This window comes from Kribbella sp. CA-247076 (assembly GCF_050942445.1).
Classification (GTDB): Bacteria; Actinomycetota; Actinomycetes; order Propionibacteriales; family Kribbellaceae; genus Kribbella.
Window position 1 is genome coordinate 366,227 of record NZ_CP192051.1, and the last position, 20,495, is coordinate 386,721.

The window sequence follows — 20,495 nt, forward strand, 5'->3', positions numbered from 1 at the left end:
GGGACGTGTGCGCGAGATTCTGACGACGGCCGAGTTGGCGACGGTGAGTGCGGGCGATCCGATCATCAGCTGGGCCGGGCAGGGTCTCCGCCCGGGGGTGCGCGCCTGGTACGACGGTGACGCGGTCGCCGTCGCGTCGCCCGAGCTCTCCAAGCGGGACCGGCTCGCGGTCGCCGGGCCGGCGGATGCGGTCGCGCGGCTGGCGGTCGAGGTGTACGCCGAGGTCGGCACGAGCTTCCGGCCGTTCGGCGACGAGCAGCTGATCCGCGACCTCGCCGATCGCGTGCCGGGGCTGTCGTTCTCGGCCGCGTTCGGATGGATGGACACGGCCTCGCTACCGGTCGTGACGACGACGGCCCGCTGGCTCGACGGTGATACCGGAGTCGAGGCGCTCCTCGCCGAGGCGGCGCCTTCGTCGTACGCGTGGCCCGGGCGTTCCGGCGTACGGCGATGGGCCGCGGTGACCGGGGACGGTGGCGAGTTGCTGAGCGTCGCCGCGGATGCCTGGAGCGCGCCGGAGCTCGGCTTCCTGGCCGGCGTCGCGACCCGACCTGTTGCCCGCGGCAAGGGGTTGTCGGCGCAGGTGTGCGGCTTCGTCACCTCCGAGCTGATGAAGCGGCACGGACGCGTCGGCCTGATGGTCGACCGCGACAACGCCACCGCGATCGCGCTCTACTCGCGCCTGGGATACAGCTACCGTCCGGTCGCCGCGGCTCACGTGTAGCTCGCGGCTGATTCGGTCAGCGCGTCGGCTGGTTCGGTCAGCGGGTGGGCTGGTTCGGTCAGCGGGTGGGCTGGACGGTCAGGGTGACGCCGGGGCGCGGGGTGGTGGTCGCCGAGGTGGGTGGGGTGGGCGTCGGGGTGCCGGGCGTGGGTGTCCGGCCGGCTGACGGAGTCGGGATCGGCGTGGCTGGGGCTGGAGGTGGGACGAAGGGGGCGGCGTCGGTGTCCTGACAGTTGCCCTCCTCGCCGTAGCTGCCGTTCTCGTCCGGCGTGATGACGCGGTGCGGGAAGATGTTGCTGGCCGTGTCGTGGTCGACCCGGCCGTAGGTCGCCTCGCAGTCCTCCGGCCGCAGCGCGATCGGGGTGCCCTCCTGGTCGTACAGCCGCACGGTGACCTGCTTGCCCTGGGCATCGAACGGGTAGATGTTCGACACCGGCGTACCGTTCAGGAAGAGACCGTCCGGGACGTAGTTGGTGGTGCCGGAGCCGCGGTAGTCGTTCAGGAAGCCGAAGGACGCCCCCATGTACGCCGCCGAGAGGAACGCCGGGACCGCGATCGCCGCGACGACGTTGAGCGGTACGACGTACCAGAGCCAGCGCCGGTCCTGCTGGGTCCGGCGGCCGATCCAGATCGACACCGCGGCACCGGCGAGCGCGCCGACGACCGCGACCGCGCCGGCGCCGAAGAGCGCGAAGAACCCGCCACCGCCGATCGCGCCGCGCGCGACCCACCACACCGGCTGGCCGATGGTCACCAGCTCGCTGCGGACGTTCGGCGGGATCTGCTCGACCAAGCCGCGGATCGCCTCCGCGGCACGCCGGCCGCGCGGCGTCTCCAGCACGATCCGCGGGTCGTTGTCGCCCAGGGCGCGGACCCCGAGGTACGCCGCGGCGAACAGCACGCCGAGGCCCAGGAGGCCGAAGAACAGCGTTTCGTCGCTCGACCAGGAGAAGATGCCGACGGCAACGAGGAACGGCCCGGCGGTGGCCGCGAGCAGACCCCGGCGGAGCGCCTTGCGGGCGGCGTCGCGATCGGCGACCGGCTGCGTCCGCGGTGGGTAGCCGGCCGCGGTCCGCAGCTCGGCGGCGTACTCCCGCGGGGTGCCGAGCCGCTCCTGCAGCGCCGCGGCGGTGGGCTCCGCCTCGAACTCGGCCGCCACCTCGGTGAGGTGACCGCTGACGTCGTCGAGCACGTCCTCCAGCTCACCCGGCGGCAGGTCGCTCAACTCGGCCCGGACCTGGGCCAGGTAGCTCGCGACCGCTCCGGTCAGGGTGCTGTTCACGCGGCCTCCTTCTCCAGCAGCAGCACCGACATCGTGTCGGCGAAGTGGTTCCAGGTCTTGGTGGACTCGGCGAGCAGGTCACGGCCCGTCTTGTTCAGCCCGTAGTACTTGCGGTGCGGCCCTTCCTCGCTCGGCTGCACGTACGACGTCAGCGCGCCGGCCTGGAACAGCCGCCGCAACGTCCCGTACACCGACGCGTCCGCCACGTCCTCGAGCCCGGCCTGCCGCAGCCGGCGCAGTACGTCGTACCCGTAGCCGTCACCGTCCCGCAGCACCGCGAGCACCGCGAGATCCAGCACACCCTTGAGCAACTGGCTCGTGTCCACAACCCCTCCTCGGTGCACCGGGAGGCCGGACCCCTCAGACCACCCTCCCGGTGCTCTGCCGACCACACTACTACACAAAGCGGAGTACTGCGCAACACAGTCACCCTGAGCGGAGAAAGTCGGCAGTTTCCGGGTGTCGAGACGGCGCGGCCGGGTTCGTCCTTGGTACATCAGGGCCGGAACCGGCCACTCGAACAGAAGGAGACGTGGGATGGCGCTACGGCGGATGGACAACGTCGAGATCATCGTCGACGACCTCGAGGGCATGATCGCGTTCCTCGAGGAGCTCGGGATGGAGCTGGAAGGGAAGGCGCTGCTCGAGGAAGCCTGGGCGGCCCGGGTGGTCGGGTTCGAGGAGCAGAGCATCGACGTCGCGATGATGAGGACGCCCGACGGCCACGGGCGGATCGAGCTGGCGAAGTACAACCGGCCGGCGGCCATCAGCGGCGTACCGGAAGACGCTCCGGCGAACACGCTCGGCCTCCGGCGCATCATGTTCGCTGTCGACGACCTCGACGACACCGTCACCCGCCTGCGCACCCACGGCGCCGAGCTGGTCGGCGAGGTCGCGCAGGTCGGCGACAACTACCGCCTCTGCTACCTCCGCGGTCCCGAGGGCGTCGTCATCGCCCTGGCCGAGGAACTCGCCTGACCGGCCGGGGTCAGCAATTTCGATCAAGTATCGGCCGGCCGGCGGGGGCAGAGTGGGGGTATGGCGGATGTGTTCGAGGAGTTCGTGGGGGCGGTGGCCTCGGGGCTCGACGGGCCGGTGAACGGGGTCGACCTGGCGGGACGGGTACATCTGTCGCGATTCCACCTCGACCGGGTGATCGGGGCGGCGGCCGGCGAGTCGCCGTACGCGTTCCGCCGGCGCGTGCTGCTCGAGCGTGCGGCGTACCGGCTGCTGGCCGGAGGGCTGACGGTGCTGGACGTCGCGGTCGAGGCGGGGTACGGGTCGCACGAGGCGTTCACGCGGGCGTTCGTCCGCGCGTACGGGATGTCGCCGCGGGAATGGCGGCGGGAGCCATCGCGGGTGTTCTTCCTGCCGGCTCCGAGCGGGGTTCATTTCCAGCCGCCGGCGGGTCTGCGCCTGCCGGCCAGGGAAGAGGTGAGAGGCATGGATGTCCTGGTCAGGATGGTCGAGCATCACGTCTGGCTGACCGGTGAGTTGATCGAACGCGGTGCCCGCCTGGACGCGGCGGCGCTCGACCGGCCGATCGAGCTCTCGGTGGAGGGGATCGACGACGACATCTCGATCCGGTACCTGCTGGATCGCCTGGTCTGGCAGGAGGAGATGTGGCTGGCATCGGTCGAGGAACGCCCGTTCCAGGTCCCTGAGTGCGGCCGTGAGGTGGTGACGCCGATCCCGGAGCTGCGCTCCCGGCACGCTGTCGCGGGCGCGCGGTTCGTTGCTCTGGTCAACCAACTGAACGAGGACGGCCGGTTCGACGAGTCGTTCGTCGACACCACCTGCCGGCCACCGCGCGTCTTCACGTACGGCGGCATGGTCGCCCACGTCCTCACCTTCGCCGCGCACCGCCGTTCGCTGCTGATCGGTGCGTTCTTCACCGCCGGCATCACCGACCTCGGCTTCGGCGACCCGATGCATTTCGTAGCCGAAGGCAAGTAGTTCAGAGGCTCTCCGGCAGGCCGAAGGCGGCGACGTGGTGGGCGCCGACGAAGGCGTAGCTCTCCACGATCCGGCCGTTCTCGATCGTGAGTACGTCGACGACCGTGGCGACGTACCGATCGGTGTCAGGGTCGCGCAGGTAGCAGATCAGCGCCGGCCGGCCGTTCGCGGCGGAGGGGAACGTGCGCCAGTCCATCGGCCGTCCCAGGAATTCGGCGGCCGCCTCGCGGCCGGTCACCGGCGGATCGGGCGGCATGGTGATGCGCACGTTCTCCGCCAGCAGCTCCCGGAAGCTCGCGGGATCGGTGGCGGCGGCGTACCGGCGCAGGACCTCCTCGTCCTCGCTGGTCAGCGCCGGCCTCCGCCAGTCGCGCGAGTCGGTCGGCGCGTAATGGCGGATGGTCTTGCGGGCGCGCTGGATCAGGCTGTTGACCGCGGGTACGGCGAGGTCGAGGCCGTCGGCGATCTCGGCCGGAGTCCAGCCGGAGATGTCTCGGAGGACGAACGCGGCCCGCTGACGCGGCGGCAGGTACATCAACGCCGCGATCAGCGCGAGCTCGACCGTCTCCCGGGCCAACAGGTCCGACGGCGGGTCGTCGCCGAGCAGGGCGTCGGGATACGGGCCGAGGTCGGTGGACCACTCCAGCGGGTCGCCGACGGGCACGGTCCGCCGGGCCGCGGCCTTGCGGTGGTCGAGGTACACGTTGGTTGCTATCCGGTACAGCCAGGTCCTGAGCGAGGCGCGGCCCTCGTACTGCGCCGGGAGCGCCAACCGCGGAGGAACGTCTCCTGGACGAGGTCGTCGGCGTCGGCGACGTTCCCGGTGAGCCGGTAGCAGTGCGTGTGCAACGGACGCCGATGCTCCTCGAACGCGTCCCGGAGCCACGACTCGTCCGCAGTACTCGCCATCCCTGTCCTCCTCTCCGGTCGCGCGGACGCCGGCTCGCGAGAAAGTGCGATGACGATCCGCCGGGTCGCTCGTCGGTATTCATAACACCGAACGAGCCCACAAGGAGACCGCGATGACCGCAGAACCGCCGATCGTCGACCGCGAGACCTGGTCCCGCGAACGCCGTACCCTCCTCGACCGGGAGAAGGCCCACACCCGGGAGGGTGACGCGATCGCCGCGGTACGGCGCCGGCTGCCGATGACCGAGGTCGACGCCGGCACCACCCTGGTCGGTCCGGACGGGCCGGTGTCCTTCCTGGACGTCTTCGACGGCCGCGATCAGCTGATTGTCTACAAACACATGTGGCACCTCGGCGCGGGGATCGAAGGCCAGTGCGAGGGCTGCACCGCGAGCATCTTCGACGTCCACGACGCCAGCTATCTGAACCACCGCGGCGTCTCCTTCGCGGTCTTCTGCGAGGGCCCGTGGGACGAGATCGCGCCGTACCGCGAGTTCATGGGCTACACCCTGCCGTGGTACTCGATGCTCGGCGTCGACGACGACGCCGTCGGCCACGGCGTTATCGACGAACCGGGCAACCTCGCCTGCTACCTCCGCCACGGCGACCGCACGTACCTCACCAACGAGACCGTCGGCCGCGGCGTGGAAACCATCATGCTCCAGGCCCACCTCCTCGACCTCACCGTCTACGGCCGCCAAGAAGCCTGGCAAAACTCCCCACCCGGCTGGCCCCAACACCCCACCGCCACCTGGTGGACCAAGAACAACCGCCCCGTCCCCCAATGGACCCGCCCTGAACCCGGACGGTGCTGCGGATGAGGTCTGGCAAACGGGGGACACTCTGTGCATGATCGCCGAGCTCGCCCAGCGGATGCGACGCCACGACGCATCCCCTCGGACGCTCGAGCTGTTGCGGGCGACTGTCGAGAAGCTGTGCTGCCAGTACAGCCGCCGGGACGCCGCCGACCTTCGGCGGGACGCTCACGGCTGGCTCGCGCTGGTCGTCGAATTGCTACGGCGTCCCACTGGTCTCAGGGCTCATCATGAGTTGTTGGTAGCCGGCGGCTGGCTTGCGTTGTTGGCTGGTTGCGTCGAGTACGACCTCGGGTTGCGCGCTGCCGCAGAAGGTTCGCGTACGACGGCCGCGCAGCTCGGCGTCGAGGCTGAGCATCACGAGATCATCGGTTGGTCTCATGAACTGACCGCGTGGTTCGCGCTGACCCAGGGACGTTTGCGCGACGCGGTCGCTGCGGCGCAGATCGGACAGGCGATCGCGCAGTCGTCGAGCGTTCACGCCCAACTCATCGCACAGGAGGCGAAGGCCAAGGCTCGACTCGGCTCGACCGGCCTTGGCGAGCTGCTGCAGACCGGTCGCGACAAGCTGGAGCGTCTTCCGTACCCCGACCGCCCGGACAACCACTTCAAGGTCGACCCCGCGAAGTGGGACTACCTCAGCATGGACATCCACCGCATAGCCGGCGACAACGACTTGGCCCGGACCTACGCGCAAACAGTCATCCGAGACAACCTAGCCTCCGACGGCACCGACCTCAGCCCGATGCGCACCTCCGAATGCCGCCTGACGCTCGCCTTCGTCGCCGCCCGAGAAGGCGACCTCGAACAAGCCGTCGGAACCGCCCTCGACGCCCTACGCGGCGCCCGCCGGAGCCGCCCCCACCTCTCGATGATCACCCACGAACTCGCGCAAGAACTGCACACCTCTTTCCCAGGCGAGCGCCTCGTCCACGACTTCGAGGAATCACTCCGGGCAATCTGACCGCACCGCTGTCAGGGCAGCTCGGCAAGCGGAATGTGCCGAGGTAGGTGGCTTCGCGGGTCCACGAACCCCGTGTCCGCGGTGTGTTGACGGGGGCGGGTGGGTGCCAGGACGGTGCGGTTGATGAAGCGCGGTAGCGCGCGACTTGGGGTGGGTGGGAGCGGCGGCGTAGCGGGCGACCTTGGAGCACGCGTAGCGGCGCGTGGGGCCACGTCAGTTGGGGTTAGTTGGTGGGGTCGTGGAGGTCGGGGCGTTGGGTGGGGGTGGTGATGTCTACGTCGATGGGGGTCACCTTGGTGGGGGCGGTGGGGGTTCTGCCGGAGGTGACGGGGAGGTTGAGTTTGCTGCCGGCGAGATCGATGTCGATGGTGGCGCCGGTGTCGTTGGGGGAGGTCCACTCGGTGTCGCTCAAGGTGACGGCGAGGCCGAGGACGCGGCCCTTGGGGATGACCTGGTCCTGGGCGCGGAGCGGGACGGTGACGGTGGACCACTTGCCGGGGGTGAGCGGTTTCGGCTTGCTCAACGAGGTGCTGTGGGCGGCGTCGATCCAGCCGCGGCTGACGATGCCGTGGTCGGTCTGCGCGGTGAGCTTCTCGACCGTGTAGTAGCAGGCGTCGTCGTACTCGACGCTCTCGCCTTCGCAGGTGGAGTCGTCGGTACGGCGGATGCCGGAGTACCGCTGGGCGGCGCCGTACTCGATCAGCCGGGCGGTCACCGGCGTGGTCGTCGCGTCGGCCTTGATCTTGAGTGTCACCGAAGGCGTTCCGCTGATCCGGATCGGCACCGGCAGCGGCGCGGACAGGAACATCTGCCGGCCGGCGATCACCTCGGACGGGGTGTCGACGATATCGTCCTCGGTGAGCTCCGGGTCGTCCGTGATCGTGACGGTTCCCTTGCCCAAGGCACCTAGTTTGCCGGCGGACAGCGGCACCGGGACGGAGCGGTTGACGGCCGGCCAGGTCTTGTAGTCGCGCCAGACGTCGGGGGCCGTCTCGATCGACGCCATCGGCTCCTTCATGACGCCGTTCTGCAGGCCCTGCAGCCAGTAGTCGAACCAGTCGTGCAGCTCGTCGACCCACGCGTCCCGACGGAACTCGAACGGATCCACGTGGTCCTCGAGACCAAGCCAGAGCTTGCGCGGCACCTTGTTCTTGGCGAGTGCGGCCCACCACTGCGAGAAGTGGTTGGTCTGGACGTTGTAGTCGCTCAGCCCGTGCGTGATGAAGACGGACGCCTTGAGCTTCGACGCGGTCTTCACGTAGTCCCGCTCGGCCCAGAAGGCGGTGTAGTCACCGGTCTCGTCGTCGTCGTTGTCGCCGAGGTCCGCGCGTACGGCGTCGCACGCGGGCGTGTCGTGGCCGACGTACCCGCCGAGCCAGGGCATGTAGTCGTCGGAGTACGGCACGCCGCCCGAGCGGGTGTAGTCGTACCAGGACGAGATCGCGGAGATCGGGACGATCGTCTTCAGGCCCTTGACACCGGTCGCGGCGACCCCGTTGGCCAGCGTGCCGTCGTACGACTTGCCGATCATGCCGACCGCGCCGCTGGACCAGGACGCGTCGACCCGGTGGCCGTCGGCGGTGTGCGCGGTGTTGCGGCCGTTCAGCCAGTCGATCACGGCGACGACGGAGTCGATCTCGTCCTTGCCGCCGACGTCACCGCAGCCGGTCGACCGGCCGGTGCCGACGATGTCGACGCCGACGACGGCGTACCCGCGCGGGACGAAGTAGTTGTCGTAGAACAACGGCATCTTCTGGATGACGCCGTTCTCGTCGTACGTCTTCTTCTCGCTCTCGTTGCCGCGGCCGCAGCACGAGTAGTACGGCGAGGCGTCCATGATCACCGGGATGCGCAGGCCGGTCAGATCGGTCTCGCGGGGCCGGACGATGTCGACCGCGACGACGTCGTTCGTACCGTCGGCGTCGGTGTCCAGGTCGGTGTCGACGTACACGGACTCGCGGAGCGCGTCGGCATAGTCGTAGATCGGCTGCGTGCTCTTCGTCGCGGGGTCGACGTACGGCGGGGTCGCGGGCCGCCCGGCCTGGGCGCCGGCGGCCTGCGGGGAGGCGGCCGGCCCGGACGCACCCGATGCGGAGACCGGCGGCCGGGGGTCGTCCGGCAACCCGACAGCCGAGGCGGTACCGGTGACGGTTCCCAGGCTGAGCACGGAGGACGAGACCAGGATCGTCACCCTGGCGCGGACGGTCGTCATGGCTGGGAAGGCTAGTCACTCGGGAGGCCTAAAGCCAGGTTCTGCCGAGAATGGCAGCCACTTCCCCCGCACGGAGCGTGATGATGGACTGGTTCCGATAAGGTGACCGCCACCACCCAGGGGGAGCGTACGGAAGGGTAGGCCAGTGAATCTGCGAGCGCCGGTGACATTGCTGGACGTGGCACAGCGCGCGGGTGTGTCGGTCGCGACCGCTTCCCGCGTGCTCAACGGTGGGGACCGGGTTCCCCGTCCCGAGCTGCAGGAACGGGTCAAAGCCGCCGCGGACGAGCTCGGGTACACGCCGAACGCGCAGGCGCAGGCGCTGGCCAAGTCGTCGACCAACGTGGTCGGCATCCTGGTGCACGACATCGAGGACCCGTACTTCGCGGCGATCGCCAACGGCGTCATGCGGGCCGCCGACGAGCGCAACCTGCTGGTGATGATGGCCAGCACGTTCCGTGACGCCGATCGTGAGATCGCCTACCTCTCTTCCCTGCGTGCGCAGCGCGCCCGGGCCGCGGTGATGATCGGGAGCCGCCGGACCGATCCCGAGAGCCTGGCCCGGACGGCGACCGAGGTCGAGACCTTCCTGAACTCCGGCGCCGGCCTGGCGCTGGTCAGCCAGTCCGGGATGCCGGCGCACACGATCGAGCCGGACAACCGTGCCGGTGCGGCCGAGCTGGCCCGTTCGCTGGCCGGGTTGGGTTGGCGGAGGTTCGCTGTACTGGGCGGTCCGGACACGCTGGCGACGGCGCGGGACCGCCGGGACGGTTTCGTCGAGGGGCTCGCGGAGGCCGGTCTGCAACCGGTCGCGGTGGAGTCCGGCGAGTTCACCCGCGACGGTGGGTACGCCGCCGCCGAGTCCCTCCTGGACCGCAAGTCCGACGTGGACTGCGTGTTCGCGGTGAACGACGTGATGGCGGTCGGCGCGATGTCCGCGCTGCGGGCTCGCGGGGTCGACGTACCGCGGGAGCTGGGGGTCGCCGGGTTCGACGACATCGCCACCCTGCGGGACGTGTGGCCGGGGCTGACGACGGTCCGGCTGCCGCTGGAGCAGATGGGCCGGCGGGCGCTCGAGCTCGCGATCAAGGGTGGCGAGGCGACCACCGAGACCTTCAAGGCCGAGGTCGTCCTGCGGGAAAGCACCGCCCACCGCTGAAATATGCTCGGCTGCGTGACCGATGCCGCGCACGTCTCCGAGATCTTCGACCCGTCGGCCTGGAAGCAGGTGGACGGGTTCGACCTGACCGACATCACCTACCACCGGGCGGTCGACGCCGGCGTGGTGCGGATCGCGTTCAACCGCCCCGAGGTACGCAACGCGTTCCGGCCGCACACCGTGGACGAGCTGTACCGCGTGCTCGACCACGCGCGGATGTCGACCGACGTCGGCTGCGTGCTGCTGACCGGCAACGGGCCGTCGCCGCGGGACGGCGGCTGGGCGTTCTGCTCGGGTGGTGACCAGCGGATCCGCGGCAAGGACGGTTACAAGTACGCCGAGGGGACGACGGCCGAGACCATCGACCCGGCGAAGGCCGGCCGGCTGCACATCCTCGAAGTACAGCGGCTGATCCGGTTCATGTCGAAGGTCGTCATCTGCGTCGTCCCGGGCTGGGCCGCCGGCGGTGGGCACAGCCTGCACGTGGTCGCCGACCTGACGCTGGCGTCCGCGGAGCACGCGCGGTTCAAGCAGACCGACGCGGACGTGGCGTCGTTCGACGGTGGCTTCGGGTCGGCGTACCTGGCCCGGCAGGTCGGGCAGAAGTTCGCCCGGGAGATCTTCTTCCTCGGCGACGAGTACTCCGCCGAGGACGCGTACCGGATGGGGATGGTCAACAAGGTCGTCCCGCACGCCGAGCTCGAGGCGACCGCGCTGGAGTGGGGCCGGAAGATCTGCGCGAAGTCGCCGACCGCCCAGCGGATGCTCAAGTACGCCTTCAACCTGATCGACGACGGCCTCGTCGGCCAGCAGTTGTTCGCCGGCGAGGCCACCCGCCTCGCCTACGCCACCGACGAGGCCGCCGAAGGCCGCGACTCCTTCCTGGAGAAGCGCCCCGCCGACTGGTCACCCTTCCCATACGCCTTCTAGGCGGGCCGGACGTAGTTGCCCGGGGCATCGGCTGCCCGAACTTGAGCTACTGGGCGACGCCGTAGAGGCGGTCGCCGGCGTCGCCGAGGCCGGGGACGATGTAGCCCTTGTCGTTCAGGTGGGAGTCCATGCCGGCGATCACCAGGTTGCAGGGGACGTGCAGGTTGGTGAGCTCGCGCTCGACGCGCTCCACGCCTTCGGGGGCGGCGAGCAGGCAGATCGCGGTGATGTGGTCGGCGCCGCGGTCCACCAGGAACTGGATCGCCGCGGCCAGCGTGCCGCCGGTCGCCAGCATCGGGTCGAGTACGTAGCACTGGCGTCCGGACAGGTCCTCCGGCAGCCGTTCGGCGTACGTCGACGCGGTCAGCGTCTCCTCGTTCCGGATCATGCCGAGGAAACCGACCTCCGCGGTCGGCAGCAGCCGGCTCATGCCCTCGAGCATGCCGAGCCCGGCCCGCAGGATCGGGACGACGAGCGGCTTCGGCGCGGTCAGCTTGACGCCCTGGGCCGCGGCGACCGGGGTCTGGACGGTGGCCGGCCCGGTCCGGACGTCCCGGGTCGCCTCGTAGGCGAGCAGCGTGACGAGCTCCTCGGTCAGCCGCCGGAAGGTGGGTGAGTCCGTGCGCTCGTCCCGCAGCGCGGTGAGCTTGTGGGCGACGAGCGGGTGGTCCACGACGAGGATCTGCATAAGCGCGAACGCTACCGTCGGCGATTCGCGGCGGGGAAGCGCGCCCGCTGCCAGACTGGGAACTGCGCCAGAGGTTGCCCTGCTCGCCCCACAGGAGTACGCCGATGACGGAGAAGTCGCCCGAACAGCTCGACCGCCTCCGTCGGCGCGCAGCCTTCCTGCGCGAGCTCGAGGAGGCCCGCGCCCTCCGCGACCGGATCGCGCCCCGCCGCGCCCGGGTCCGCCAGCTCCGCGAGGCCATGCGCCGGGCGACGTACCACCACTAAGTCGCACTTTGTGCTCGACCTGAGCACGTCCGGCGGCCCGGCGTACTCAGGTCGTGCAGAAGGTGGCGTTCAGCGGACCGATACCGCGTCGAAACCGGAAAAGCTCCCGTGCGGGGCGCTTCTCTGCGACGATGAACCGGTGTCCGATGCCACAGCAGGGCCGATGACGACCGATCTCGACTTCGCGGTTGCGGCGTACACCGAGGACGGGGTCTGGACGGTCACCCCGCTGGTCCTGCGCGGTGAGCCGGACCTGTCCGCCCTGGTGTCCGCGCTCCGGCGCTACCCGGGCGAGGCCGGGGTGCTCGGGATGATCTCGGTCGACGAAGACTTCTTCATCCTGGTCCGGATGATCGGCGGCCGGGTCCGGCTGCTGATCTCCGACGTCACCGCGGCGACCGAGTGGCCGCTGGCCCGGCAGGTCGTCGACGAGCTGGACATCCCGCTGGCCGATGACGACGACGAGCAGGTCCCGGCCGGCGACCTCGCCATCATCGCCGACCTGGGGATGAGCGCGATGGACCTGGGCGCGCTCTGCGACGACGTCGACCTCTACCCGGAGGAGATGCTCGAGGAGATCGCGGAGACGCTGGGCTTCGGCAACCAGTTCCATGAGGCGATCGAAGCTCTTGGTTAGCCCGGCGATCCGGCGCGAGTGGGCCCGGCTGATGACGCTCGCGCTCGCGGAGGGCGAGCTGGCGCTGCCCGACGTACCGATCGGGGCGATCGTGGTGGACGCGGACGGCGAGGTGATCGGCCGCGGCCACAACGAGCGCGAGACCACCGGGGACCCGACCGCGCACGCCGAGGTGGTGGCGATCCGGGAGGCGGCGCGGCACGTCGGCGAGTGGCGGCTGACCGGCTGCACCCTCGTGGTCACGCTCGAGCCGTGCACGATGTGCGCGGGCGCGATCGTGCTGTCCCGGCTGGACCGGCTGATCTTCGCGGCGTACGACGAGAAGGCGGGCGCCGTCGGGTCGCTGTGGGACGTGGTCCGGGACCGCCGGCTGAACCACCGGCCCGAGGTGGTCGGCGGGGTGCTGGCCGACGAGGCGGGCGCCCGGCTGCGCGATTTCTTCATCGGGCACAGACCTTGATAGTGTCCTCGGCGGTGGCGTGTCCGAGCGGCCGAAGGAGCGCGCCTCGAAAGCGCGTGACGGGCAACCCCCGTCCGAGGGTTCAAATCCCTCCGCCACCGCCATGCGTTGGGTGGTCCCGCACGGAGTGTGGGATCATTCAACGCATATCAAGTGCTGTGGGATTTGGGAGGAGCCTGCGACGGTTCCCTCCGCCACCGCCAACCGTCCACTGGGGCGGAGTAGGACCGGAGACCCTGATGCTGTGTGATGCGTCAGGGTTTTCGTCTCTCGGGACCTGATGCGGGAGAGGGCCCCACGTGGACGTTGCGGAGCTGGACCGGATTCTGCTGGCCGGGGCGGCGGTGCTGCTGGTCGCGATCGTCGCGATCCGGCTGACCGGGCGGCTCGGGCTTCCGTCGCTGCTCATCTACCTGCTGATGGGCCTGCTGCTCGGTGAGTCCGGCCCCGGCGGGATCCAGTTCGAGGACGCGCAACTGGCGCACGCGCTCGGGTTCGCCGCGCTGGTGGTGATTCTCACCGAGGGCGGTCTGACCACCCGGTGGAACGAAGTACGCCCGGTGATGCCGCTGGGCGTGGTCCTGGCGTCCCTCGGGGTCACGGTGAGCGTCGCCGTGGTGGCCTGCGTGGCGCACTACGGCCTCGGCCTGGACTGGCAGACCGCGGTCCTCCTCGGCGCCGTCACCTCGCCGACCGACGCGGCCGCCGTCTTCTCCGTACTGCGCCGGGTCCCGATCCGGCCGCGGTTGCGGGGAGCGCTGGAGGCCGAGTCCGGCCTGAACGACGCACCGACCGTGCTCCTCGTCACCCTGGTCAGCACCGGCGAGGTGGGCGAGAAGGGCGTCCTGTACTTCAGCGGCCTGGTCCTCTACGAGCTGGTCGTCGGCGCCCTGTTCGGGTTCCTGATCGGCTGGATCAGCGTCGGCCTGATCCGCCGGGTCGCGCTCGGCTCGGCCGGTCTGTACCCACTGGCCGTGCTGTCGCTGGCGATCATCTCGTACGCCGGCGGCGCCGTACTCCTCCATGTGTCCGGGTTCGCGGCCGTCTACGTGACGTCGCTGGTCCTCGGGCGGGCCGAGTTGCCGCACCGGCTGGCCACCCGGTCGTTCGTGGACGGGATCGCGTGGCTGGCGCAGATCGGGCTGTTCGTGATGCTCGGCCTGCTCGCGTCGCCCGGCCGGATCGGGTGGAACGACGTCGTGGTCGCCCTGGTGATCGGGATCGCGGTGACGGTGGTCGGCCGGTTCGCCGCGGTCGCGCTGTCGGCGGCGCCGTTCCGGCTGCCCTGGAACGAGCAGGCCTTCATCTCCTGGGCGGGGCTCCGCGGTGCGGTGCCGATCGTCCTGGCGACCATTCCGCTGGCGAACGGGGTGCCGCACGCGGACCGAGTGTTCGACGTGGTGTTCGTGCTGGTGCTGTTGTTCACGCTGCTCCAGGGTCCGTCGCTGCCCTGGCTGGCGCGGCGGCTCAAGGTGCTGGACGAGAACGCGTCGTACGAGGTGGACATCGACGTGGCGCCGCTGGAGTCGCTCGGGGCGGACATGCTGCAGGTGCACGTGCCCAGTGAGTCCCGGCTGGCGGGTGTGGAGATCGGCGAGCTGCGGCTGCCCGCCGGAGTCTCGGTGTCGCTGGTCATCCGCGGCGATCGGGCGTTCGTGCCGGACCTGCGGACGGTACTGCGGGCGGGCGACGCGCTGCTCGTGGTCGCGCCGACCCCGGTGCGCGATCAGGCCGTCCGCCGGTTGCGGGCGGTCTCCCGGGCCGGCCGGCTGGCCGGCTGGTTCGGCGAACGCGGCCGCGAGCAGCGCTGAGGGTCAGTTCGGGTTCTGGCCGGAGGGGATCGGCTGGGGGGTGTGGATGACCGGCAGGCAGACGGTAGAGTCCGACGGGACGGTGACCGAGGCCAGGCCCTTCGGCTTGAGCGTGGTGTAGCCGCGGCCGACGACCAGGTCGACGGTGTGGTCGGTCCGGCCGTCACCCTCGATCAGCGCCTTCTGTCGGAGCTGGCCGGCCACGAGCAGCAGCTCGGGCGAGTTGTCGGCCGCGCCGCGGACCGAGACGACGTCGATCTTGTCGCCCTTCGGCTCGTTCGCGATCTTGGCCACGTGGAAGCCGCGCTTCTTCAGCACCTCGGCGACCGCGGCCGCCGTCCCCGCCTTGGCACCGCCGTTGTAGACGTTCACCACCACCTGCTTGGGCACCAGGCGGTTGTTCGGCAGCTTCTGCTCGACACAGGTCGGCTCGGCGCTGCTGTTGATCAGCGAGTTCCAGCCCCACCAGGCGCCGCCGACGAGGAGGCCGAGCAGGATGACCATCGTGATCGGCGTACGCCAGTGGATCCGCGAGTGCGGCCTCGGCTGCGGATGAATCGCGGTCATCGGCTCTACCCCCCCGTGAGCGGCCATGGTCAGTCCACGACCAGAACCCTGGCGTGGAGTACGGAACGCTGTTGCAGCGCGGCCCGGAGCGCCCGGTGCAACCCGTCCTCGAGGAACATCTCGCCCTTCCACTCGACCACGTGGGCGAACAGGTCGCCGTAGAAGGTGGAGTCCTCGTCGAGCAGCGCGTTCAGGTCGAGAGTGCCCTTGGTCGTGACGAGCTCGTCCAGCCGCACCTGCCGTGGCGGCAGCGACGACCAGTCCTTCGGCTTGAGCCCGTGGTCCGGGTAGGGGCGTTCCTCCCCGACGCGCTTGAAGATCACCTCGCAAAGTCTAGCGGGGTGACAGGTCTTGTGAGAGGTCATGAATGTCACCGGAACACTACGGAGTGGGGATACAACCTTTTGGGCAGGATCGACGTCAGAGGGGACAGGGACAGGTGGGCGCGCCCGCGCGGCCACGACTGAGGGGGTTAACCGCATGCGAATTCTTTCCAAACTCGGCGTCGCGGCCGGCACGATCACGCTGGTCGCCGCCGGTACGGCGCTGCCGGCCGACGCGATCACGGTCACCCAGGCGAAAGCCGCCCAGACCAGGCTGAACCGGCTGGGCTGCGGCGCCGGACCGGTCGACGGCAGGATCGGCACGATGACCAAGGCCGCCACGGTCCGCTTCCAGTCCGCCAACCGGCTCACGCAGAACGGTTCTCCGACGGGTACGACGTACACCCGGCTGATGGCCCGGACGGCGAAGCGGTGTGACGTCCGGGCGGTGCCGTCCCGGTCCGGGAGCGGCCGCCGGATCGTCATCAGCCAGTCGCAGAACTGGGTCTGGCTGATCGATGCCCGCGGCAAGGTCGTGCGCCAGGGCGGGATCATCGACAACCCGCGCTACCTGCGGGCCGGGACGTACACCAGCGGCGCGAAGTGCGGCCGGGCGGCCCGGATCCGGAAGAACACCGACGGCGGGCGGCTCTACCTGAACAACTTCGTCCGGTTCGCGCCGTGCGGGATCGGGTTCCACCAGGTCCCGACGTACAAGTCGAACGGACGGCAGATCCACGCCGACTACCTGCTCGGCACGAACTACAAGTCCTCGCACGGTTGCATCCGGGTGTCGGCGTCGATGTCGGCGAGCATCTGGTCGTTCGCGGCGAAGTCGGTCCGCGTCGTCGTGATGCGCTGATCGGGGGACCTCCACGGTCCGTCGTCCGGCGGACGCCGTACGGCGCCCGGCAGCCCTAGGCTCGGCAGCACGAACCTGTCGTCGACCTCTGGGGAATCATGTCGGGCTCCGTGCGGCTGCGGCCGCCTACGAACGCACTGGACCGCCGCGTCGTCGCCGTCTGGCGGGTGAACGCGGCCCTCGTCTTCGGGCCACCGGTGCTGGTCCTGGTCCTGTTGGGCCTGCTGATCCCGCCGGCCCGGCTCTGGCTGCTCGCACCGGCCGTCGTGATCGCTGTGCTCGGCCTGCCGTACCTGACCTTCCTGCCGTCGTACTGGTACGACGTGCACCGGTGGGAGGTCACCGACGAGGCGGTCTACGTCCGCGCCGGGTACTTCTGGCAGGAGTGGCGGATCGCGCCGATGTCACGGATCCAGACCGTCGACACCCTCCGCGGGCCGGTGGAACAGCCCTTCGGGTTGTCGACTGTGGTCGTCACGACCGCGTCCGCCAAGGGAGCGCTGAAGATCCGCGGTCTCGACCACGAGGTCGCTGCGGACCTGGCCGAGCAGCTCACCCGGACCACCCAGGCGACCCCGGGCGACGCGACATGAGCGACGTCTGGCAGCGCCTCGACGTCCGGGCGGTCGGCGTCGCCGCCCTCCTCGGCGCCGGCCTGGCCATCAGCGCCGGCGTGCCGACAGCCGTCGGAATCGCCTCCGGTACGTCGCTCGCGGTTGCGCTGGCGTGGGTCGTTCCGGCCGGCGTGCTCTTGGTAGCAGCGGCGGCCGTGCTCGAGTACGTGCGCTGGCGGCGTACGCAGTACCGAATTGGGGCCGAGCGGGCCGAACTGCACACCGGACTGCTCGTGCTGCAGCGGCGCTCGCTGGCGCGGGCACGCATCCGCAGCGTCGACCTGACCGCCAACCCTCTGCTGCGGGTGTTCGGACTCGTCGCGGTCAAGATCGGCACCGGTGAGCACACGGACGCCGGTGAGGGCACGCTGACGCTCAGCCCGGTCACTCGTGCGGAGGGCGAGCGGCTGCGGTTGGAGCTCCTGCGTGGAGTCCAGGGTGAGTCCGACGGGTCGCTCGCGGTTCTGGACCCGGTGTGGATCCGGTACGCGCCGCTCTCGTTCCTGGCGCCCGCGCTCGGCCTGGCCGCAGGCGGTGCGGTGATGCAGGTGGCCGAGTGGTTCACGCTGCAGGAGGAAGTGGTCGACTGGGTACGGGACCTGTTCGCCGGGTTCCCGCTGCTGGCGGCGATCCTTGTACTGCTCGCGATCCTCGGTGTGGTCGGGGTGATCGGCTCGCTCGGGCTGTTCGTCGAGATGTGGTGGAACTACCGGCTGGACCGCGAGCCCGGCACCCTGCGGGTCCGGCGCGGTTTGCTCACCACCCGGTCGATCTCGATCGAGGAACGCCGGCTGCGCGGGGTCGACGTGGTCGAACCGCTCGGTGTCCGGCTGGCCGGCGCCGCCCGGGTGGACGCGGTCGCCACCGGGCTGGTGAAGCAGAAGGAGAACGAGAAGACCGACCACAAGACGTTGTTGCCTGCGGCGCCGAAATCGGTGGCCGACCGGGTCGCGGCCGACGTACTGCGGGAAGAGGTCTCGCCGACCGCGGCGGCTCGACTGACCCCGCATCCGCGAGCGGCGCTGGGCCGACGGCTGCGGATCTCGCTGGCTACCGCGCTGGTGCCGGTCCTGGTTCTGGCCGGGCTGGGGTGGTGGCTGACCGACGTACTGCTGCAGTTGGCGGGGATCCTGGCCGTGATCGTGCTGCCGGTGGCGGTCCTGCTGGCGCGTGACTCGTACCGGGCGCTGGGCCACGGAATCACCGGGAAGTACCTGGTCACCCGGTCGGGATCGGTACGCCGGTCGACGGCGGCGCTGCAGCGGGACGGGGTGATCGGCTGGCGGATCCGGCAGACCGTGTTCCAGCGGCGGGCCGGGCTGGCGACCTTCGGCGCGGTCACCGCGGCCGGGGGCGGGGTGTACTCGGCACGGGACGCCGACGCCGACGAAGGCCTGGACTTCGCGCTCGACGCCGTACCGGGGCTGCTGGAGCCCTTCCTCGACCGCCGCTAGCATGCGCAGCGGGGCGCACTGGCGTCCGTCAACCGGGGAAAGGCGCACTGACATGGCCGAGACAGCCGACGTCGTGGAAACCGTCAAGCAGGGGTACGCGTTCGAAGGGGCGGCCATCGAGCTCGGCGCGCTGCTGGCCGGTGACGAGCCGAAGCCGGAGGCGGCGGTCCGGATCCCGCTGTCGATGGTCAACCGGCACGGCCTGGTCGCGGGCGCCACCGGGACCGGGAAGACGAAGACGCTGCAGTTGATGGCCGAGCAACTGTCGGCCGCCGGGGTCTCGGTGTTCGCGGCGGACATCAAGGGCGACCTGTCCGGGATCTCGCAGCCGGGACAGGAGAGCGAGAAGCTGCTGGCGCGGACCAAGACGATCGGTCAGGAGTGGATCGCGACCGGTTTCCCCACCGAGTTCTACGCGCTCGGCGGCCAGGGCACGGGCGTGCCCGTCCGGGCCACGATCACGTCGTTCGGGCCGGTGCTGCTGTCCAAGGTCCTCGGGCTGAACGACGTCCAGGAGTCCTCGCTCGGGCTGATCTTCCACTACGCCGACAAGCAGGGCCTGACGCTGCTCGACCTGAAGGACCTGCGCGCGGTCATCACGCACCTGACCAGCGACGAGGGCAAGGCGGACCTCAAGGAGCTCGGCGGGCTGTCGGCCGCGACCGCCGGGGTGATCCTGCGGTCGCTGATCGGGTTCGCCGACCAGGGCGCCGAGGCGTTCTTCGGCGAGCCCGAGTTCGACACCGCGGACCTGATGCAGCAGCGCGACGGCAAGGGCGTGATCTCGCTGCTCGAGCTGCCGAACCTGCAGGACCGGCCGGCGCTGTTCTCCACCTTCCTGATGTGGCTGCTGGCCGACCTGTTCCACGACCTGCCCGAGGTCGGGGACGTGGACAAGCCCAAGCTGGTGTTCTTCTTCGACGAGGCGCACCTGCTGTTCGACGACGCGTCGAAGGCGTTCCTGGACTCGATCGCGCAGACCGTCCGGCTGATCCGGTCGAAGGGGGTCGGCGTCTTCTTCGTCACCCAGACGCCGAAGGACGTGCCGGACGAGGTGCTCGCCCAGCTCGGCTCCCGCGTGCAGCACCAGCTGCGGGCGCACACGCCGAACGACGCCAAGGCGCTGAAGGCGACGGTGTCGACGTTCCCGAGCTCGTCGTACGACCTGGAGGAGGTGCTCACGCAGCTCGGCATCGGCGAGGCGGTCGTCACGGTGATGAACGAGAAGGGCGCGCCGACGCCGGTCGCGTGGACCCGGTTGCGGGCGCCGCAGTCGCTGATGGCGCCGGCGACGGCCGAGCAGTTGGCCGCGTCGGTGCAGGCCTCGCCGAACAACGCGAAGTACACCGAGGTGATCGACCGGGAGTCGGCGTACGAGAAGCTCGCCGCGAAGGTGCAGGCCGGCGCCGAGCAGGCCGAGGCGGAGCGCCAGGCCGAGGAGCAGCGGCGGGCCGAGGAGCCGGCCAAGCCGGCGCCCGAGCCGAGGCCGCGGGCGCAGAAGCAGGAGAAGTCGATGGTCGAGCAGGTGATCGGCTCGTCCGCCTTCAAACAGTTCGCCCGCTCCGCCGGCCGCGAGATCGTCCGCGGCCTCTTCGGCGCCGCCCGCAAACGCCGCTGACCCCGCGCGTCCCCCGCGCCCGCCCGCAAGCGCCGCTGACCCCCGCCCCCGCGCCCGCCGCAAGCGCCGCTGACCCCGGGCCCTCGCAGCGCCGCTGACCCGCCCGCCCGAGCGCCGCTGCCCCTGCGCCCTCTCGCGCCACCAGCTGCTCGGCCACCCCGATCACCCGGGCGGGGTGGGCCGGATTCGCCTGTGGTGGTTGAAGATTCAGGGTTTGATTGTTGATCAAACGACTGAAATCCGG

Annotated in this window: 23 protein-coding genes and 1 tRNA gene; 16 read left to right on the top strand and 8 right to left on the bottom strand. The window is 70.3% G+C overall.

Annotated features, from left to right (window positions below):
• Window positions 1-7: 7 nt before the first annotated feature.
• Window positions 8-724 (top strand): GNAT family N-acetyltransferase, encoded by a 717-nt coding sequence (locus tag ACQPYZ_RS01805; RefSeq protein WP_433164555.1) that lies wholly within the window; start codon window positions 8-10, stop codon window positions 722-724.
• 58 nt (window positions 725-782) lie between these two features.
• Here the strand turns inward: ACQPYZ_RS01805 and ACQPYZ_RS01810 are convergent, their stop codons facing one another.
• Together ACQPYZ_RS01810 and ACQPYZ_RS01815 are read right to left on the bottom strand one after the other, a co-directional pair.
• Window positions 783-2,006: an HAAS signaling domain-containing protein gene (locus tag ACQPYZ_RS01810; protein WP_433164557.1), complete on the bottom strand. Its 1,224-nt coding sequence runs from the start codon at window positions 2,004-2,006 to the stop codon at window positions 783-785.
• Complete coding sequence (locus ACQPYZ_RS01815) at window positions 2,003-2,332, bottom strand: PadR family transcriptional regulator (protein WP_433164559.1); 330 nt, start codon at window positions 2,330-2,332, stop codon at window positions 2,003-2,005. Before ACQPYZ_RS01815 ends, ACQPYZ_RS01810 begins: the two co-directional genes overlap by 4 nt.
• Window positions 2,333-2,543: 211 nt before the next feature.
• Here ACQPYZ_RS01815 and ACQPYZ_RS01820 point away from each other — a divergent pair, with 211 nt between their 5' ends.
• Window positions 2,544-2,984 carry a VOC family protein gene (locus ACQPYZ_RS01820; RefSeq protein WP_433164560.1) on the top strand — a complete coding sequence of 147 codons (441 nt, stop codon included), beginning with the start codon at window positions 2,544-2,546 and terminating at the stop codon, window positions 2,982-2,984.
• 60 nt (window positions 2,985-3,044) lie between these two features.
• Window positions 3,045-3,962 (top strand): helix-turn-helix domain-containing protein, encoded by a 918-nt coding sequence (locus ACQPYZ_RS01825; RefSeq protein ID WP_433164562.1) that lies wholly within the window; start codon window positions 3,045-3,047, stop codon window positions 3,960-3,962.
• A gap of 1 nt (window position 3,963) precedes the next feature.
• Here ACQPYZ_RS01825 and ACQPYZ_RS01830 read toward each other — a convergent pair whose 3' ends face one another.
• Together ACQPYZ_RS01830 and ACQPYZ_RS01835 are read right to left on the bottom strand one after the other, a co-directional pair.
• Window positions 3,964-4,665 (bottom strand): sigma factor-like helix-turn-helix DNA-binding protein, encoded by a 702-nt coding sequence (locus ACQPYZ_RS01830; RefSeq protein ID WP_433164563.1) that lies wholly within the window; start codon window positions 4,663-4,665, stop codon window positions 3,964-3,966.
• Between the two features lie 8 nt (window positions 4,666-4,673).
• Window positions 4,674-4,871, bottom strand: coding sequence for a sigma factor (locus ACQPYZ_RS01835; protein ID WP_433164565.1), 198 nt, complete (start codon window positions 4,869-4,871; stop codon window positions 4,674-4,676).
• 113 nt (window positions 4,872-4,984) lie between these two features.
• On the opposite strand from ACQPYZ_RS01835, the gene ACQPYZ_RS01840 reads away from it, so the two are divergent.
• Both ACQPYZ_RS01840 and ACQPYZ_RS01845 read left to right on the top strand, forming a co-directional pair.
• A complete protein-coding gene (locus ACQPYZ_RS01840; protein ID WP_433164567.1) occupies window positions 4,985-5,692 on the top strand; it encodes a DUF899 family protein in 708 nt (235 codons plus the stop codon).
• Between the two features lie 28 nt (window positions 5,693-5,720).
• Window positions 5,721-6,650 carry a helix-turn-helix domain-containing protein gene (locus tag ACQPYZ_RS01845; protein WP_433164569.1) on the top strand — a complete coding sequence of 310 codons (930 nt, stop codon included), beginning with the start codon at window positions 5,721-5,723 and terminating at the stop codon, window positions 6,648-6,650.
• A 223-nt stretch (window positions 6,651-6,873) separates the two neighbouring features.
• Here ACQPYZ_RS01845 and ACQPYZ_RS01850 read toward each other — a convergent pair whose 3' ends face one another.
• Window positions 6,874-8,862, bottom strand: coding sequence for a Xaa-Pro dipeptidyl-peptidase (locus tag ACQPYZ_RS01850; protein WP_433164571.1), 1,989 nt, complete (start codon window positions 8,860-8,862; stop codon window positions 6,874-6,876).
• Window positions 8,863-9,007: 145 nt separating this feature from the next.
• On the opposite strand from ACQPYZ_RS01850, the gene ACQPYZ_RS01855 reads away from it, so the two are divergent.
• Both ACQPYZ_RS01855 and ACQPYZ_RS01860 read left to right on the top strand, forming a co-directional pair.
• Complete coding sequence (locus ACQPYZ_RS01855) at window positions 9,008-10,021, top strand: LacI family DNA-binding transcriptional regulator (RefSeq protein ID WP_433164572.1); 1,014 nt, start codon at window positions 9,008-9,010, stop codon at window positions 10,019-10,021.
• Window positions 10,022-10,024: 3 nt separating this feature from the next.
• The gene (locus tag ACQPYZ_RS01860; RefSeq protein WP_433164574.1) at window positions 10,025-10,951 is read left to right on the top strand and encodes a 1,4-dihydroxy-2-naphthoyl-CoA synthase; all 927 of its coding nucleotides are present in this window, start codon (window positions 10,025-10,027) and stop codon (window positions 10,949-10,951) included.
• A gap of 46 nt (window positions 10,952-10,997) precedes the next feature.
• On the opposite strand, the gene upp is transcribed toward ACQPYZ_RS01860, so the two are convergent.
• The gene (gene upp, locus ACQPYZ_RS01865; protein ID WP_433164576.1) at window positions 10,998-11,639 is read right to left on the bottom strand and encodes a uracil phosphoribosyltransferase; all 642 of its coding nucleotides are present in this window, start codon (window positions 11,637-11,639) and stop codon (window positions 10,998-11,000) included.
• 104 nt (window positions 11,640-11,743) lie between these two features.
• Here upp and ACQPYZ_RS01870 point away from each other — a divergent pair, with 104 nt between their 5' ends.
• The 5 genes from ACQPYZ_RS01870 to ACQPYZ_RS01890 all read left to right on the top strand — a co-directional run bounded on the left by ACQPYZ_RS01870 (window position 11,744) and on the right by ACQPYZ_RS01890 (window position 14,813).
• Entirely contained in the window at window positions 11,744-11,905 is a 162-nt protein-coding gene (locus ACQPYZ_RS01870) for a hypothetical protein (RefSeq protein WP_165949207.1), read from the top strand.
• Window positions 11,906-12,068: 163 nt separating this feature from the next.
• Window positions 12,069-12,542 (top strand): tRNA adenosine deaminase-associated protein, encoded by a 474-nt coding sequence (locus ACQPYZ_RS01875; protein WP_433164578.1) that lies wholly within the window; start codon window positions 12,069-12,071, stop codon window positions 12,540-12,542.
• Window positions 12,543-12,573: 31 nt separating this feature from the next.
• Window positions 12,574-13,002, top strand: a complete 429-nt coding sequence (locus ACQPYZ_RS01880; protein ID WP_433169601.1) for a nucleoside deaminase — start codon at window positions 12,574-12,576, stop codon at window positions 13,000-13,002.
• Window positions 13,003-13,015: 13 nt separating this feature from the next.
• Window positions 13,016-13,106, top strand: a tRNA-Ser gene (locus ACQPYZ_RS01885).
• A 195-nt stretch (window positions 13,107-13,301) separates the two neighbouring features.
• Window positions 13,302-14,813: a potassium/proton antiporter gene (locus tag ACQPYZ_RS01890; RefSeq protein WP_433164580.1), complete on the top strand. Its 1,512-nt coding sequence runs from the start codon at window positions 13,302-13,304 to the stop codon at window positions 14,811-14,813.
• A gap of 3 nt (window positions 14,814-14,816) precedes the next feature.
• On the opposite strand, the gene ACQPYZ_RS01895 is transcribed toward ACQPYZ_RS01890, so the two are convergent.
• Together ACQPYZ_RS01895 and ACQPYZ_RS01900 are read right to left on the bottom strand one after the other, a co-directional pair.
• The gene (locus ACQPYZ_RS01895; RefSeq protein WP_433164582.1) at window positions 14,817-15,380 is read right to left on the bottom strand and encodes a LytR C-terminal domain-containing protein; all 564 of its coding nucleotides are present in this window, start codon (window positions 15,378-15,380) and stop codon (window positions 14,817-14,819) included.
• A 29-nt stretch (window positions 15,381-15,409) separates the two neighbouring features.
• Complete coding sequence (locus ACQPYZ_RS01900; protein ID WP_132149481.1) at window positions 15,410-15,703, bottom strand: type II toxin-antitoxin system VapB family antitoxin; 294 nt, start codon at window positions 15,701-15,703, stop codon at window positions 15,410-15,412.
• 157 nt (window positions 15,704-15,860) lie between these two features.
• Between ACQPYZ_RS01900 and ACQPYZ_RS01905 the strand changes: the two genes are divergently transcribed.
• From ACQPYZ_RS01905 to ACQPYZ_RS01920, 4 genes are all read left to right on the top strand, one after another.
• Entirely contained in the window at window positions 15,861-16,565 is a 705-nt protein-coding gene (locus ACQPYZ_RS01905; protein ID WP_433164584.1) for a L,D-transpeptidase family protein, read from the top strand.
• Between the two features lie 98 nt (window positions 16,566-16,663).
• The gene (locus ACQPYZ_RS01910) at window positions 16,664-17,158 is read left to right on the top strand and encodes a PH domain-containing protein (RefSeq protein WP_433164586.1); all 495 of its coding nucleotides are present in this window, start codon (window positions 16,664-16,666) and stop codon (window positions 17,156-17,158) included.
• A complete protein-coding gene (locus ACQPYZ_RS01915; protein WP_433164590.1) occupies window positions 17,155-18,633 on the top strand; it encodes a PH domain-containing protein in 1,479 nt (492 codons plus the stop codon). Before ACQPYZ_RS01910 ends, ACQPYZ_RS01915 begins: the two co-directional genes overlap by 4 nt.
• A 52-nt stretch (window positions 18,634-18,685) precedes the next feature.
• On the top strand, window positions 18,686-20,251 hold the full coding sequence (locus ACQPYZ_RS01920; RefSeq protein ID WP_433164592.1) for a helicase HerA-like domain-containing protein: 1,566 nt from the start codon (window positions 18,686-18,688) through the stop codon (window positions 20,249-20,251).
• Window positions 20,252-20,495: the final 244 nt, after the last annotated feature.

Excerpts from the sequence above, each read along its gene's own strand:
- ACQPYZ_RS01860 (WP_433164574.1), top strand. The coding sequence starts at position 10,025 with ATGCTCGGCTGCGTGACCGATGCCGCGCACGTCTCCGAGATCTTCGAC.
- ACQPYZ_RS01895 (WP_433164582.1), bottom strand. The coding sequence starts at position 15,380 with ATGACCGCGATTCATCCGCAGCCGAGGCCGCACTCGCGGATCCACTGG.
- ACQPYZ_RS01915 (WP_433164590.1), top strand. The coding sequence starts at position 17,155 with ATGAGCGACGTCTGGCAGCGCCTCGACGTCCGGGCGGTCGGCGTCGCC.
- ACQPYZ_RS01905 (WP_433164584.1), top strand. The coding sequence starts at position 15,861 with ATGCGAATTCTTTCCAAACTCGGCGTCGCGGCCGGCACGATCACGCTG.
- ACQPYZ_RS01820 (WP_433164560.1), top strand. The coding sequence starts at position 2,544 with ATGGCGCTACGGCGGATGGACAACGTCGAGATCATCGTCGACGACCTC.
- ACQPYZ_RS01870 (WP_165949207.1), top strand. The coding sequence starts at position 11,744 with ATGACGGAGAAGTCGCCCGAACAGCTCGACCGCCTCCGTCGGCGCGCA.
- ACQPYZ_RS01845 (WP_433164569.1), top strand. The coding sequence starts at position 5,721 with ATGATCGCCGAGCTCGCCCAGCGGATGCGACGCCACGACGCATCCCCT.
- ACQPYZ_RS01880 (WP_433169601.1), top strand. The coding sequence starts at position 12,574 with ATGACGCTCGCGCTCGCGGAGGGCGAGCTGGCGCTGCCCGACGTACCG.
- ACQPYZ_RS01835 (WP_433164565.1), bottom strand. The coding sequence starts at position 4,871 with ATGGCGAGTACTGCGGACGAGTCGTGGCTCCGGGACGCGTTCGAGGAG.
- ACQPYZ_RS01875 (WP_433164578.1), top strand. The coding sequence starts at position 12,069 with ATGACGACCGATCTCGACTTCGCGGTTGCGGCGTACACCGAGGACGGG.
- upp (WP_433164576.1), bottom strand. The coding sequence starts at position 11,639 with ATGCAGATCCTCGTCGTGGACCACCCGCTCGTCGCCCACAAGCTCACC.
- ACQPYZ_RS01910 (WP_433164586.1), top strand. The coding sequence starts at position 16,664 with ATGTCGGGCTCCGTGCGGCTGCGGCCGCCTACGAACGCACTGGACCGC.
- ACQPYZ_RS01840 (WP_433164567.1), top strand. The coding sequence starts at position 4,985 with ATGACCGCAGAACCGCCGATCGTCGACCGCGAGACCTGGTCCCGCGAA.
- ACQPYZ_RS01850 (WP_433164571.1), bottom strand. The coding sequence starts at position 8,862 with ATGACGACCGTCCGCGCCAGGGTGACGATCCTGGTCTCGTCCTCCGTG.
- ACQPYZ_RS01825 (WP_433164562.1), top strand. The coding sequence starts at position 3,045 with ATGGCGGATGTGTTCGAGGAGTTCGTGGGGGCGGTGGCCTCGGGGCTC.
- ACQPYZ_RS01920 (WP_433164592.1), top strand. The coding sequence starts at position 18,686 with ATGGCCGAGACAGCCGACGTCGTGGAAACCGTCAAGCAGGGGTACGCG.